10 protein-coding genes are annotated in these 12143 nt (G+C 62.0%); 7 read left to right on the top strand and 3 right to left on the bottom strand.

All coding sequences use genetic code 11. The features are described 5' to 3' along the window. Positions 1-225: 225 nt before the first annotated feature. Both VKV57_06150 and VKV57_06145 read right to left on the bottom strand, forming a co-directional pair. A complete protein-coding gene (locus VKV57_06150) occupies positions 226-597 on the bottom strand; it encodes a dihydrodipicolinate synthase family protein (protein ID HLW59495.1) in 372 nt (123 codons plus the stop codon). Positions 598-699: 102 nt separating this feature from the next. Further along, positions 700-1542: a DMT family transporter gene (locus VKV57_06145; protein HLW59494.1), complete on the bottom strand. Its 843-nt coding sequence runs from the start codon at positions 1540-1542 to the stop codon at positions 700-702. A 594-nt stretch (positions 1543-2136) separates the two neighbouring features. On the opposite strand from VKV57_06145, the gene VKV57_06140 reads away from it, so the two are divergent. From VKV57_06140 to VKV57_06110, 7 genes are all read left to right on the top strand, one after another. After that, positions 2137-3066 carry a hypothetical protein gene (locus tag VKV57_06140; protein HLW59493.1) on the top strand — a complete coding sequence of 310 codons (930 nt, stop codon included), beginning with the start codon at positions 2137-2139 and terminating at the stop codon, positions 3064-3066. A 301-nt stretch (positions 3067-3367) separates the two neighbouring features. After that, positions 3368-3514 (top strand): hypothetical protein, encoded by a 147-nt coding sequence (locus VKV57_06135; GenBank protein ID HLW59492.1) that lies wholly within the window; start codon positions 3368-3370, stop codon positions 3512-3514. A 100-nt stretch (positions 3515-3614) separates the two neighbouring features. Continuing rightward, positions 3615-4088: a VOC family protein gene (locus VKV57_06130; GenBank protein ID HLW59491.1), complete on the top strand. Its 474-nt coding sequence runs from the start codon at positions 3615-3617 to the stop codon at positions 4086-4088. 299 nt (positions 4089-4387) lie between these two features. Next, complete coding sequence (locus tag VKV57_06125) at positions 4388-5335, top strand: cysteine synthase family protein (GenBank protein HLW59490.1); 948 nt, start codon at positions 4388-4390, stop codon at positions 5333-5335. Between the two features lie 789 nt (positions 5336-6124). After that, the gene (locus VKV57_06120; protein ID HLW59489.1) at positions 6125-8689 is read left to right on the top strand and encodes a tetratricopeptide repeat protein; all 2565 of its coding nucleotides are present in this window, start codon (positions 6125-6127) and stop codon (positions 8687-8689) included. 633 nt (positions 8690-9322) lie between these two features. Continuing rightward, positions 9323-9895: a nuclear transport factor 2 family protein gene (locus tag VKV57_06115; protein HLW59488.1), complete on the top strand. Its 573-nt coding sequence runs from the start codon at positions 9323-9325 to the stop codon at positions 9893-9895. Positions 9896-10796: 901 nt separating this feature from the next. Further along, the gene (locus VKV57_06110; protein ID HLW59487.1) at positions 10797-11687 is read left to right on the top strand and encodes an integrase core domain-containing protein; all 891 of its coding nucleotides are present in this window, start codon (positions 10797-10799) and stop codon (positions 11685-11687) included. A gap of 54 nt (positions 11688-11741) precedes the next feature. Here VKV57_06110 and VKV57_06105 read toward each other — a convergent pair. After that, positions 11742-12143 (bottom strand): hypothetical protein (locus VKV57_06105; protein HLW59486.1); only part of this gene is annotated, 402 nt, incomplete at its 5' end.

The raw sequence follows: 12143 nt of genomic DNA, 5'->3' as shown, positions 1-12143 counted from the left end.
GCAAACCCGGTCATCGTCCCGACCGCCCCGCGCCCCAGTTCCTCGAGGAAGAACGTCCCCCCAAGTCCGCCGAAGATCTGGGCCCTGTCCCCGAGGAGCCGACGGATCTGCGTGAGCTTCGCCGGCGTCGGAGGGTCCTCCAACTTGATCACCGCTGCCGTCGGGACGGTCTCGACGATGCGGGCGAGCAGGGCCGGGGGCATCGCCACCCCGCTTGACACCGGCTCATCGTAGACGACGATGGGGAGCGGCATGCCTTCGCCGACGCGGCGATAGTGGTCCACGATCGCCTCTTGCCCCCGGACGCCAGCCGGCAGCGCCACCATCGCCGCAGCGTGGCTGCGGCCCGCTGAACCCCATCCCGACGATCACCGGTGCCCGCCCGGCGACCTGCGCGATCGTCGTGTCGACCACCGCGTCCCGCTCCGCGTCGGTCAGGTAGCGGACCTCACCCAGGTTCCCGAGGATGCTCAGGCCGGTGACCCCGAGCGCCACCTGGAAGTCCACCAGCCTGCGCAGTCCGGCAAGGTCCAGTTCGCCGGACGGATCGAGCGGCGTGGCCGTGATGTTGTAGACTCCGGGGGCAACGTGCGGCATGATCGGCTTCCTCCGCTCTGGCTCAGATCCCGTGCGACCGCGCAGCGCATCCTTCGATGCGGCCGTGTCAGGAGTCCTCCGATCGGGCTGCGGGCGGCGCGGCTAGCTCGACGCCAGCCATACGCCGGCAAACGTCAGGAGCGTCCCCGGGATCTGGATCGGGGTCAGGGTTTCGCCGAGCAGCACGGCGGCGATCGCGACGGCGGAGACCGGCTCAAGATAGACGTACACCATGGTCTGGCGCGGTCCCAACCGCCGGACCGATCTGCTCCATAACGCCATCGCGACGACCATCCCCGCGGTCGCGCTGTACACGAGGCCCGCCCACGCCGGCCACGTGACCGCCTGCCATCGAAGGTGGCCGGTTCCCGCGAGCGCGACCGGGGTGAGGAATACCGCCGCGACCGCCATCGCACCCCCGGTCGCGCGCATCGCGCCGAGCTCACCGACCACGGGACCGATCGCGAGGCTGTACCACACCCACGCGCCGGCCGCGCCGAGCGCGAGCACATCTCCGGCCACGTGCACTCGGTCCAGCCCGCTCATTCCTCCCCGGACGACGAGTGCCACGCCGACGAACCCGACGAGCAGGCTGGCCCACTGGCGCCCCGCGATCCCCTCCCGACCGGTGATCCCGAGCCATCCCACGGTCAGGAGCGGGGCCGCGGCAAGCAGGATCGCGCTGGTCCCGGCGGTCGTCCGCCGCAGGCCGGCGATCAGCATGAGTTGGAATGCCGTTTGCGCCAGACCGGCCCCGAGGAGGGGTTTCCATACAGTCGGCCGGATGAGGGCGGTCCACCCACGGACGGTTGCGGCGAAAACCAACGTAGCCAGCAGGACCCGGAGGTAGGTGAAGGTCAGGGTCGGGATTTCCGCCAACCCAAGCTTAGCCCCCGCGTAGATCCCGCCCCAGAGAACGACCGCAACCAGGGGTTCCAGCTGCACCCGCCCCGCGGGCCTCCCGCGGGGCTCCGCGGCGCCGACGATCATGGTCGAGGGGTTGGACCGCCGGCTCGAAGAGTCCTGCCTCGGACGGAACGGGGAAAGATCTCGAGTTGCGCAGTGCTCGCCGGCGCAGCGTCTCCGCTGCCACAGAGGCGGGACAGCGGGCCGAGAGCGGGAAGTGGAGGTGTCGGCAGGAACAGGCGAGCGGTGAGGGCTAGGCGGCCGGGGGTGGGTTTAGAACCCACTGAGGTGGCCCCGGGCGAATTAATTCGCCCCCGTTGATCCTATCCTGGCACCCAAAGTGTCGCTGAGCAGGATGCACAAAGTAGGAATCGGTGAAGGCCAACCGGTTCCCAAGCCGCCAGTAGAAATATACCCAAGTCGGGGAGTGGTGAGGACATCACCACGCGCGCCGGCGTGGTCCATTCCCGTCGCCGCAACGTTGGTGGGTGCCGTCCATCCGTTGGAGGGCCAGCGTTCCTCTGGCCGGCGGGGGTGCGCGGACCCCCGCCGGCCGGATCGCCGTCCGGATGCAGGAGTCCGCCGCCCAAGTTCGGAAAATTTGCCCCTGCGGGCATCCCAAGAGAGAGCAGCTTGTACATCCGACGCCTCGACGACGAGGCGCGGGAGGCGCCGTCAATGACCACGAACGGCATCAGGATTCTGGGTGGACGCGGCGGTCTGGCGCTAGGATCGTTGCTCCTGGCGCTGTGCCTGACCGGATCCGGTATGCGGACGGCTTCATCGGCCGTGTCCCGTCCCGTTATTCAAATCGACGTTCCCAATGCCAGGGATACGATCGTGACCGGGCTCAACGACGCGAACCAGGTGGTCGGATTCACTATCGACAACTCGGGGAAGTGGCGGGGGTTTGTGCTCACCCAGGGAGTCTTCAGCACCGTTCCGGTTCCCGGCCCCACCTTGAGAGAGGCGGCTTTCGGGATCAACAACGGCGGCCGCGTCGTGGGGGCCTATTCGGACGCGAAGGGAGCACACGGGTTCGCTCAGAGCGGCGGTGCCTTCAGCACGATCGACTTCCCCGGGGCCGTTCAGACCCTCGCCCACGGGATCAACGATCACGGCGATGTCGTAGGATGGTATGATGACGGTAGGCGGCACGGCTTTGTGTTGGTCGGGGGAACTTTTAGCCCCATCAACGTCCCCAGCGCCACAGGAACGGAAGCCATGGGGATCAATGCCAAAGGCGACATCGTCGGGTATTTCACGGACCCATCGCGCAGGGAGCACGGGTTCCTACTCTCCGCCGGCACGTTCAGAACGATCGACATCGCCGGCGCCGCCGGAACCGAGCTCCTCGGGATCAACAACACCGTACAGATTGTGGGGTACAGTGTCGATCCATCTGGAAAGGAGCATGCGTTTGAGTTTGACGGAGGAGCGTTAACGCCGATTGACATCTCTAACGCCGCCGGAGTGGAGGCGGCGGGGATCAACAGCAGCGGTCAGATCGCCGGTGGCTATCAAGACGGCGCGAAGAGGCAGCATGGCTTCATCAGGCTGTGACGTGCCCGGTCAATCTGGGGGCGCAAGCGTCCATCGATACCACGAAGTTCAATGAGCCTATCGTCGGGTTTGTGGTGGGGCAGAAGGGTCTCATGTACAATCTGACCCTCGTGGGGTCAAAGATCTCGGAACTGCACAAATAGGCATGACGGGCCACGCTTGCGTCCGGCGGAGCACCAACCGCGGGACCTTCATGCGTAACGGCGGTCGGGGTGGTCCTCCCATGCCTCTCTCAATGGCCCGGCCGCGACGAAGCGCGGGGCACGAAGCGGGAGTTTAGCGGCCCCGCTTCATGAGTCAAATGAAGGGTCTTGCTTCCGAATTGCGGTTCAGGGTCAAGTTCTTCTTGGGGCTGTTGATACTCAGCTACATTCTCATGAAGATCATTCTCTACCTGACGCGGGTGATGGCTGACTATTTCGTGTACGGACTATGGAAGTTCTTCTGAGGTGTGAATTCCCCAACCAGCCTTAATCCGTGTTCGTGGGCGCTCTGCCCGCCCTGGTCAAATACAGCTGTCAGTCCGAACGGTAAAGGGGGAGAGCCGCATGCAAAAAATTACCCCGTTCCTCTGGTTTGACGGCAACGCCGAAGAGGCGGTGAACTTCTATGTTTCTATTTTCAAAAACTCAAAGATCACGAGCCTGACTCGATATGGTGAGGCAGGACCGGGGCCGAAGGGCACGGTCATGGCCGCGACATTCCAGCTCGATGGGCAGGAATTTTCCGCACTGAACGGTGGACCGCAGTTTACCTTCTCGCCGGCCATATCATTTTTCGTGAACTGTGAGACGCAAGCAGAAGTCGACGGGCTCTGGGAGAAGCTTTCTGAGGGCGGTGAAAAGCAACGATGCGGCTGGTTGAGAGACAAATATGGGCTGTCGTGGCAAATCATCCCTTCTGTGTTGGGCGCGATGATGCGGGACAAGAATGCTGAGAAGTCAAAGAACGTCATGAAGGCTATGCTTCAAATGAACAAGATTGACATCGAGGGCTTGCGTCGGGCATATGACCAAGGATGATGCTGGCGGCGGACCGTAGAGGTCGCGCGATCGGGACTTAGTCGGATCGGCATGCTTCGGAGAGTTCCGAGTCACTGATCCCCAATCTTGCTTGAGATAGATCGGCACACCCCCCCATCGTCATGGGAAACGCAACGCTCCCAGAAGAGTTCCGGCCACGGCTCAAATCCTTTCCGGCTTGTTTGGATTCAGTGGCGTGATTTGCCGGCTGCAATCACGACGCATGGGAGGAGTTGAAAGGGCACTGTTGCCATTTGGAGAAGAAGCTTGCCTGCAGAATCTCAAGGAGGCCATCTCTGATGACGGATCGACACCCAAACGCGCGCCCATCGGTTCTCGACGCGATTGGCAATACACCGGTCGTCCCCCTGAATAAGATCGTGCCGCCAAATAGTGCCCAAGTCCTGGTGAAACTTGAATTCTTTAGCCCGACGGGGTCCTACAAGGACCGCTTGGCGTTGGCGATGATTGAGGAGGCCGAGGCGAGAGGCGATCTCCACCAGGGGATGACGGTCGTGGAAGCCACGGGCGGGAGTACTGGTTCCTCGTTGGCCTTGGTTTGCGCGGTGAAGGGATACCCATTCAAGGCGGTTTCCTCCGACGCCTTTGCCCGAGAGAAACTCCAGACAATGCGAGCGTTCGGCGCAGACCTGGAAATCGTCCGGAGTGAGGGGGGGAAAATTACCAAGGACTTGATCCAGAGCATGATCAGTAGGGCTAAGGACCTCGGGGCCTCGGATAACGTCTATTGGACCGACCAGTTCCACAACGGCGATTCGCGCAAGGGCTATGAAAAGATAGGACAGGAACTCTTGAGGCAGGTCGGAGGCCCGATTCACGCCTTTTGCGGTGGCGTAGGTACGGCGGGAATGCTGATGGGGGTCGCCAGAGCTCTGCGCACGTCGGGCAGCCCGACGCGAATTGTCGCTCTTGAGCCAGCCACCTCCGCGGTCATCTCGACAGGGATCGCTGGGTCGCACAGGATCGAGGGCGCTGGGGCCGGGTTTCTCCCGCCTCTCCTCGATGCCCACTACTATGACGAAGCACGAGGAATTGACGAGTCGGAGGCACGACGCACAGCGCGACGGTTGGCACGAGACGAAGGCATTTTTGCCGGAACCTCGACGGGGATGAATGTCGCGGGGGCACTCCAATTGGCCCAGGAGCTCGGGCCGGGGCGCGTCGTTGCGACCGTTGCCGTCGACACCGGGCTGAAGTATTTAGCGGGGGATCTGTTTGAGCCGTAGTTCAAGCGCTGGAATGAACGGCGCTCCGTTTCGAGGAGAGCGAGTTTCCCTTCCGGGATCAACTCGCCAGTTGTCCAGCTCGGGGATGTTCCCGTGCGGCTCTCAATCGCACGTGACGGATAGGAGTTTTCGAGACCTCCCATCTCCTAATCCAATTACTTGGAGGAGCGTGACTTTGGGCTTGTCCATGATTCGGACAAAGTGCTCACAGAGTACCGTGACCCTCGCCGCGATTCGTTCGAAGCCCAGGTTCTGCCCGCGCTGCGGGACCTCTCACCGAGAGAGATCGCTAGAAAGGTTGGGCTCGATCTAAAGACGGTCGAGCGCATCCGCGTGAGGCGTGCCACACCACGGCCCAGTCACAAAACAGCGCTGTCCGCTTTAGCGGTAGCCCGGACCCGGAATCACTTCGACAATGGTACATCGCATGTCCCGAGGATGATCTCGGGGGCTGCTTCCTCTATCTGGAGGAGCGAAAGCGCAGGGGCACCCATGTCTGCCGGGTTTGCCAGAAGGCTGTCACACACCCTCAAGCCAGGTACTGTAGTACAGCAGTACAGCCTGCAGGCACCAAGACCGGGGATTAGGAGATAAGGGGACACAAAACCCTGACGAAAAGTCTCGATAATATAGTCAGACATTACTACTTCTGAGGTCAACAGGTCAACACGACCCGCCAGGTCGCACGCTCTAATCGTGGTCGCGTAGACTTGCAAGGACCGCGCTGCCTATCTGCCGAAGCGCAAAGTCCAACGTTGAGGGTGATTCTTGGTTCACGGAGGCTGACGAATGGCTCGTCGGCCCAAGAGGCGGGTCGCGAAGAAGTCGACAGAGAAGCAGCCGAAGCCCAGTCGGCGTGATGTGTCTATGCCCCCGCCACCTGTCCAGCATGGTCACAACCTCCCGACCCAGCTCACTAGCTTCATCGGCCGCGAGCAGGAAACCGCGGAGATCAAACGATTGCTCGGCACGACGCGTCTGCTCACGCTGACAGGATCAGGTGGGTGCGGCAAGACGCGACTGGCTCTCCAGGTCGCGGCCGATCTCGTTGAGCAATACCCTGATGGCGCGTGGTTCGTCGAGTTGGCTTCCCTTTCGGACCCTGCGTTCATTCCAAAGGCTGTGGCTTCGGCGCTCGACGTTCCTGAGCAGCCCAAACGCCCGTTGATCGAAACTCTGACAAGCTTCCTGCGGACCAAAACTGTACTTCTGCTCCTGGATAACTGTGAACACCTCCGGGCAGCGTGCCAACGCCTGATTGAGACTGTGTTGCGGGCGTGCGCCACTACTCGAATATTGGCGACAAGCCGGGAAGCATTGGGGGGTGAGGGCGAGTTGACATACCGCGTCCCGCCGCTCCGCCACCCCGATGTTCAGCGCCCGCTATCTCCAGCGCAACTCACCGAGTACGATGCTATTCGGCTCTTCACCGAGCGAGCGACGTTCAGTCAACCCAGGTTTGCTGTGACAGAGCGCAGCGCTCCGGCCATCATTGAGATTTGCGTGCGGCTGGACGGCATGCCGCTCGCCATCGAGTTTGCAGCGGCCCGAGTACGGATGCTCTCGGTCGAGCAGATCGCGGCGCGGCTGCACGATCGCTTCCGGCTGCTCACGGCGGGGACGAGACAGACCCTGCCCCGCCAGCAGACCTTGCGCGCAACCATGGACTGGAGCTACGATCTGCTCTCCGAACCAGAGCGGGCGGTTCTTTGTCGCCTCTCCGTGTTTTCTGGCGGGTGGGCGTTGGAGGCGGCTGAAGCGATCTGCACGGGTGGTGGCGTCGAAGCCTCGAACATCCTGGACCTGCTGACGCAATTGGTGGATAAGTCTCTTGTGACTGCGGAAACGCGTGGTCGCATTGCACGGTATCGATTGCTGGAAACTATTCGCCAATATAGCCACGATCGTCTCACAGAATCGGGAGAAGAAACCGAGGTGCAGCGACGGCATCGAGACTGGTACCTCCGTTTCGCGGAGCGGGCCAATAGCGAGTTACACGGTCCGGGACAAATCACATGGCTGGAGCGGCTAGAGAAAGAGCATGATAACCTTCGTGTAGCGTTGGGGTTTGGTAAAATTGACGCCGCGGATCCTGACGTGCGGCTTCGGTTGGCGGTCACCCTACATCAGTTTTGGTTTATGCGCGGCTATTTTGCGGAGGGCCGCGAATGGCTGGAAGGAGCGCTCGCCGCCACCCGCGCACCGCTGCTGCCTGAACGTGCGTGGGCGCTTTGCGGGGCCGGGATGTTTGCGTGGCGTTTAGGTGACGTTACCGGGAAGGGGCTGCTTCAGGACGCTCTTGTCTTGTTTCGACAATTGCAAGATCCCCCAGGGACTGCTTACGCGCTCCATCATCTGGCGCACGTGCTGGAAGGGCAGGGCGATTTCGCTCGGGCGACCGAAATGTTCGAAGAAAGTGTGGCTCATTTCCGGGCGGCGCGCGATACTTGGGGAATCGGCTGGTCACTCATGTGCGCGGGTGACGGCGCGCTTCTTCAGGGCGACGATGGCCGTGCAATGAAACTCCTCCAAGAAAGCCTGTCCCTTTGCCGAGAAGCCGGCAGTACGCACACGCTTTCCTATCTGCTAGACAGCCTCGGAACCATTGCGCGAAGACGAGGTGACTACGACAAAGCCACAGCACTTCTGGATGAGGCGTTGGAAATGGCGCAGCAGGTGGGCGACAAATACCATATAACGACTCTGCTCTGCGGATTAGCGGATGTAGCGTCGGCCAAGGGACACGTAGGGCGCGCAATGAGATTGTACCGGGAATGCATCACGCTACGACAGGAGGTCGGAGATAAGCCACGTCTCGCGGTTCCCTTATATGGCCTGGCCCGCCTGGCATCTTCCCAAAAAGACTATCAAAGGGCGGCCAAGTTGTTCGGTGCCGCGGAGGCATCACTCGGGCCTCACCTGATACGTTGGCGCCTCGACCCAGCTGATGACGAACGGCAAAAGGCCGCCGCGCGAGTGGCACTAGGCGAGGAATTGTTTGAGAGTCACTGGGCAGAGGGCCGAAGGATGGGCCTCGATGCCGCGATCGAATACGCGGTTGGGGCAGAGAAAACACAGTCGCTAAGATCCCCAGGGCATCTGAAAATGGAATCAACTCGTCGCGGCGTTCTTGCCCCCCGCGAGCGAGAGGTGGTGGCCCTCATCGCCGAAGGGAAGACAAATCGAGTGATCGCCGCTCATCTCTCGATCACCGAGGGTACGGCGGAGGCTCACGTGCAGCATATTCTCAACAAGCTGGGATTCAACTCGCGGGCACAGATCGCCGCCTGGGCGGTCGAGCACGGATTACGCATTCCTTCGCCGTCACCTCATACCTCAACGAGCGATCGTTAGCTTCTCGTACTTCTCGCAAGAACCCACATCCTATATAGGGTCTCCAGGATGGCGCGCCTCCCGGCGTCCCTTAGTCTCAGAGGGGAGCACGGAAGGGGGGTGCGCGCAGATGCGTCTTCTGGTGAGCTTCATCCTTGCGCTTGTAGTATCAACCCCCGCTGGCGCGACACTATCACCGGGCCAAAACCCGCAATTCATTGTGCCAAGCCTACGGATTGGTCGTGCACTCGTCGGGATGAGTCGGCCTGTGATTGATGCGGTCAACCGCACAGCGCTATGTCCGGTCAGCGCCACCTACGACCCGTCCGGACGTGCGATGTCGCTTCAGACTAACTGGGGTGGCGGCTGTCTCATTTCCGACAAGATTCAGGTTGGTCTATTCGCTGGGCCGGTTTTGCGAACGTTTGGCAGACCGGCCCGGATCTACGAGGATCCTCGGTATCCTCAAGTGACCGCCTATTGGCTCGTGTATGAGGACCGAGGCGTCGCGTTTCGTATCTTAGGGTGGTTCCCAAACGCCATTATTCAGACTATCGCCGTATTCAATCCGTTTGGCGCGGCGCGGTCAGGGCGCGAGCCGGCGTTCATCACACACTCATACCCGGCTCGTGACGGGCGAGGAGGCGGACAAAGATGAGTCGGTATGTAACGGTATTGTTCTTTGCGACGGTTGCGGCGATTAGCGTGTCAGCAACCTTGATGGACCCGGTAGTAGCGCGTGGTGATCCCGTAGTGAGCGTACCTCTCCTCGGGGTTGCTGCTGCTCGGACAGATCTTGGGCATGTTGCGCAGATTTGTGACGTGCAGGCCACCTTCGATCGCGCTGCGAGTACCAAGAATCTGGATCTGATGATGTCCATCTGGGCTGACGGCGCAACACTCTCCGTCGGCGATATCTATCGATACAGGGGCAAGAGTCAGATCCGAGGCTGGTTTGCGACGCGTTACGGAGCCTTCACGACAGATCACTGGATAGCGCTGACATTTTCACCAACGATCCGCGTTAATGTCCAAGGCACGCAAGCCCATCTGTACTTCGAATCCTACTACGTCGACTTAACGACGATGGAAGTAAAAGCAGAGGAGGCGACCACGGCCACTCTCTCTCAGGTCAATGACAAGTGGCTCATCAAAGATGCGGTTTTTGGCGGCCTTACGGTCCCGCAGGCCGCGGCGCCCGGAGGCGGCTGTGGCACCTACGAGTGAGCGACTCTGGTGTGCCACCGGGCAGTCAGCCCGCCGCTTGCGAGTGCTTGACCAGAGGCAAAACCGTGTGAGCACTGTGACTGAGATCACGCCTCGGGCGTGACGAGCATCGAAGTCAAATAGTTGCCCTGCGCGTACGATGTCCGTAGCCAATAAGATGGTTGGTGCAAAGATGGAACTACAGTCAAACTAGAAAGCACCTGATGTTGCTTCACAACGCTTGGCCAGATGGGCGACGGGGATCCATGCTAGCGTCCCCGACCGGCGAGTGTCATCGGGCAACGTTGGCAGGCGAACGTCAATCGCTGGGCGGACGTCGTCAGCGACAGCGATGCTGCTGGCACGCGGGGGCATGATCGCAACCCGCGATCAGGTCTGCGGCTAATGAAAGTCGCGTGCGAGCTGGCCCTTAGGCGCGATTCCTTGGAGAGATGTAGCCGAAGGCCGAGTCGCTTGATGCAAGAGGGGGTTTCCTACTTTAAGATTCTTCCGGAGATATAGGTATCCAAATATCTCCCAGTGTCAAGTAGAATGCCCGCCTGTAAAGAGCCTTTCGTGCCGTTCAAGCAACGGCCCTTTCACTCGTTGTCCACAACACGAGGCGGATGTTTTGATATCCAGCCATCTTCTCGAGACAGGTAGGGAGCGTTTGGGGCTAGTCTATCTCCTATCCCTCGGCCTTGCTGTACAGGTTCAGATAGATCCGGAGGACCTTACATGAGTGGTGGGACGGCGAGGACGCCACTACCGGCCACTGGGGCATGGCTATACTGGCCCCATGTACATCGTGCAGAGCCGGCTCCGAGGCGGTCAGCGGATGCGGGTGGCGCCTCCGGTCTCCCGTGCGGCCACGCGGCGGTTACGCTGGATCGAGTACTATCTCAGCCACGGCCGGAATTAGTTGACCTACCGCCACTTCGGGATCAGTTCCGCGACGTTCTACCGCTGGTGGCACCGCTATGCGCCCCGTCGGCTGGAGCGTCTGGAAGACGATTGGGGGACCCGTCGGCCGCATGCCGTCCGGCAGCCCCAGATGCCCCCGGCTCTTGTGGCGGCGATTCGGGCGGTGCGCGAACGGTATCCGCGGTGGGGCAAGGAGAAATTGGGCGTGATCCTGCGGCGCGAGGGCTGGACGGTCTCCGCGTCGACCGTCGGCCGGACGCTGACGCGGCTGCGGGCTCACGGCCAGCTCGTGGAGCCGGCGGTGGTCCGGACCGGACAGGCCCGCTGGCGCCGCCGGCGCGCCCGGCCCTATGCGCAGCGGCTGCCGTGGGGGTACACCGCCGCGCAGCCGGGGGATCTGGTCGAGATCGACGCGACCCCGATCGAAGTGCTGCCCGGCCTCCGGCGCGTCCATTTCACCGCCCGGGATATCGTGAGCCGCAAGGATGTGCTGGCCGCCCCCACGCGGTTGACGAGTCGGGCGGCCGAACGGGTGCTCCGCGACGAGTTTGGCCGCTTTGGGTTTCCCGTCCGGGCCCTCCAGATCGATGGCGGCTCCGAGTTTAAGGCGGTGTTTGAAGCGGCCTGCGCCGAGCGGGGGATCGCCCTCTTCGTGCTGCCCCCCCGCTCGCCCCAACTCAATGGCCACGTGGAGCGGGCGCACCGGACGCACCAGGAAGAGTTTTGTGGTCTCACGGAGATCCCGGCGTCCCTCGCGGAGCACAACGCCTTACTCAGGCGCTGGGAAGAGACCTATAACAACTTTCGCCCACACCAGGCGCTCGGCTACCTCACGCCGAACGAGTACCTCCGCCGCTGGCAGGCGCGCCAGCAACCGACTCGCACATGAGGAGGCCAAGTCTTTCGGATCTACTGGACCAGTACACTTGCCGTGTCAACTCATTTAAGAATCTAACCGGGAGGGGGATCGTCGCGTCATTTGAATTCTTACCGGGGCCCCAGCGCGGCTGCGACGGTGCGGGCGGGCAGGGAAGAGCCAATCGTTGTTCCAGTGACGGGGGCGTGGGGTGAAGCGCGCGCTGACGGCAGGGGGCGGCAGGGTCGCGCGGGGGCTGTGCCGACGATTGGCGAGCCGATAGATCCGCTGGAGTTTGCGGTCGATGGCGGCCGCCAGGGCAAAGGGATCCAGGCGAGCGCGCAGATGCTGCAAGGCGCGGAGGGCGGCCGGGTCGCCGACCCCTGAGGCCAGGAGCCGATCGAAGGGCGTTTGCGGGCGATCATACTGGCGGCAGATCCGGGCGCCCACGCGCTGCTTGCGGAGGAGCTTCACGGAGGGTTGGTAGAG

The organism is bacterium (genome assembly GCA_035307765.1).
Lineage (GTDB): Bacteria > Sysuimicrobiota > Sysuimicrobiia > Sysuimicrobiales > Segetimicrobiaceae > Segetimicrobium.
The sequence above is the reverse complement of the archived record's forward strand: the minus strand, read 5'-3'. Positions and strand labels throughout refer to the sequence as shown.

Bases quoted from the DNA above. Each gene is read 5' to 3' on its own strand.
- VKV57_06150 (HLW59495.1), bottom strand. From the start codon at position 597: ATGCCGCACGTTGCCCCCGGAGTCTACAACATCACGGCCACGCCGCTC.
- VKV57_06135 (HLW59492.1), top strand. From the start codon at position 3,368: ATGAAGGGTCTTGCTTCCGAATTGCGGTTCAGGGTCAAGTTCTTCTTG.
- VKV57_06130 (HLW59491.1), top strand. From the start codon at position 3,615: ATGCAAAAAATTACCCCGTTCCTCTGGTTTGACGGCAACGCCGAAGAG.
- VKV57_06125 (HLW59490.1), top strand. From the start codon at position 4,388: ATGACGGATCGACACCCAAACGCGCGCCCATCGGTTCTCGACGCGATT.
- VKV57_06120 (HLW59489.1), top strand. From the start codon at position 6,125: ATGGCTCGTCGGCCCAAGAGGCGGGTCGCGAAGAAGTCGACAGAGAAG.
- VKV57_06115 (HLW59488.1), top strand. From the start codon at position 9,323: ATGAGTCGGTATGTAACGGTATTGTTCTTTGCGACGGTTGCGGCGATT.